This window comes from Pseudoalteromonas sp. SR44-8, assembly GCF_014163635.1.
GTDB classification, from domain to species: Bacteria; Pseudomonadota; Gammaproteobacteria; order Enterobacterales; family Alteromonadaceae; genus Pseudoalteromonas; species Pseudoalteromonas rhizosphaerae.
The window spans coordinates 1-2345 of the sequence record NZ_JACJDS010000078.1; the positions used below are offsets into that span (position 1 = coordinate 1).

General features: G+C 50.3%; 1 rRNA gene. It reads right to left on the reverse strand.

What is annotated here, in order from left to right:
- Positions 1-97: 97 nt before the first annotated feature.
- A 23S ribosomal RNA gene (locus H5183_RS21360) occupies positions 98-2345 on the reverse strand; the annotation flags it as partial.

Consider the following 2345-nt stretch of genomic DNA (forward strand, 5'->3'; position numbering starts at 1 on the left):
AAATTTGGAATTCTGATAATAAAGTTTTCAGTAAATCTACTTTAGTCTATTAACTTCTTGCGCTATCAACTATCACATAAAACGCGTTTGGCGTTGTATGGTTAAGCCTCACGGGTAATTAGTACAAGTTAGCTTAACATATCACTATGCTTCCACATCTTGCCTATCAACGTTGTAGTCTTCAACGGCCCTTCAGAGAGCTTATAGCTCTAGTGAGAACTCATCTCGAGGCCTGCTTCGCGCTTAGATGCTTTCAGCGCTTATCAGTTCCGAACGTAGCTACCGGGCAATGCCATTGGCATGACAACCCGAACACCAGCGGTTCGTTCACTCCGGTCCTCTCGTACTAGGAGCAACCCCTCTCAATTCTCAAACGCCCACGGCAGATAGGGACCGAACTGTCTCACGACGTTCTAAACCCAGCTCGCGTACCACTTTAAATGGCGAACAGCCATACCCTTGGGACCGACTTCAGCCCCAGGATGTGATGAGCCGACATCGAGGTGCCAAACACCGCCGTCGATATGAACTCTTGGGCGGTATCAGCCTGTTATCCCCGGAGTACCTTTTATCCGTTGAGCGATGGCCCTTCCATTCAGAACCACCGGATCACTATGACCTACTTTCGTACCTGCTCGACGTGTCTGTCTCGCAGTTAAGCTGGCTTCTACCATTACACTAACCGTACGATGTCCGACCGTACTTAGCCAACCTTCGTGCTCCTCCGTTACTCTTTGGGAGGAGACCGCCCCAGTCAAACTACCCACCAGGCACTGTCCGTAACCCCGATTCAGGGGCCAACGTTAGAACATCAAAACTACAAGGGTGGTATTTCAAGGACGACTCCAACAAAACTAGCGTCTCATCTTCTAAGTCTCCCACCTATCCTACACATGTAGGTTCAATGTTCAGTGCCAAGCTGTAGTAAAGGTTCACGGGGTCTTTCCGTCTAGCCGCGGGTACACAGCATCTTCACTGCGATTTCAATTTCACTGAGTCTCGGGTGGAGACAGCGTGGCCATGGTTACACCATTCGTGCAGGTCGGAACTTACCCGACAAGGAATTTCGCTACCTTAGGACCGTTATAGTTACGGCCGCCGTTTACCGGGGCTTCGATCAAGAGCTTCTCCGAAGATAACCCCATCAATTAACCTTCCGGCACCGGGCAGGTGTCACACCGTATACGTCATCTTGCGATTTTGCACAGTGCTGTGTTTTTAATAAACAGTCCCAGCCACCTGGTCACTGCGGCTCCAATCAGCTTAGAGAGCAAGTCTCATCACCAATCGGAGCGTACCTTCTCCCGAAGTTACGGTACGATTTTGCCTAGTTCCTTCACCCGAGTTCTCTCAAGCGCCTTAGTATTCTCTACCTGACCACCTGTGTCGGTTTGGGGTACGATTCGGTATAATCTGAAGCTTAGAGGCTTTTCCTGGAAGTATGGCATCAGCAACTTCATCACCTTAGTGACTCGTCTCGTGTCTCAGCCTAACAGCAACCCGGATTTACCTAAGTCGCTAGCCTACTCACTTTCACATGGACTACCAACGCCATGCTTGCTTAGCCTGCTCCGTCCCCCCATCGCAATTATACCAAGTACGGAAATATTAATCCGTTTCCCATCGACTACGCCTTTCGGCCTCGCCTTAGGGGTCGACTTACCCTACCCTGATTAACATGGGATAGGAACCCTTGGTCTTCCGGCGTGCGGGTTTTTCACCCGCATTATCGTTACTCATGTCAGCATTCGCACTTCTGATACGTCCAGCATACCTCCCGGTACACCTTCAACCGCTTACAGAACGCTCCCCTACCACTCAGAATAAATTCTGAATCCGCAGCTTCGGTGCATAGTTTAGCCCCGTTACATCTTCCGCGCAGACCGACTCGACCAGTGAGCTATTACGCTTTCTTTAAAGGATGGCTGCTTCTAAGCCAACCTCCTGGCTGTCTGGGCCTTTCCACATCGTTTCCCACTTAACTATGACTTTGGGACCTTAGCTGGCGGTCTGGGTTGTTTCCCTCTTCACGACGGACGTTAGCACCCGCCGTGTGTCTCCCGGATATTACTTTACGGTATTCGGAGTTTGCAAAGGGTTGGTAAGTCGGGATGACCCCCTAGCCTTAACAGTGCTCTACCCCCGTAAGTATTCGTCCGAGGCTCTACCTAAATAGATTTCGGGGAGAACCAGCTATCTCCCGGTTTGATTAGCCTTTCACTCCTAGCCACAGGTCATCCCCTAACTTTTCAACGTTAGTGGGTTCGGTCCTCCAGTTGATGTTACTCAACCTTCAACCTGCCCATGGCTAGATCACCGGGTTTCGGGTCTATACCTTGCAACTA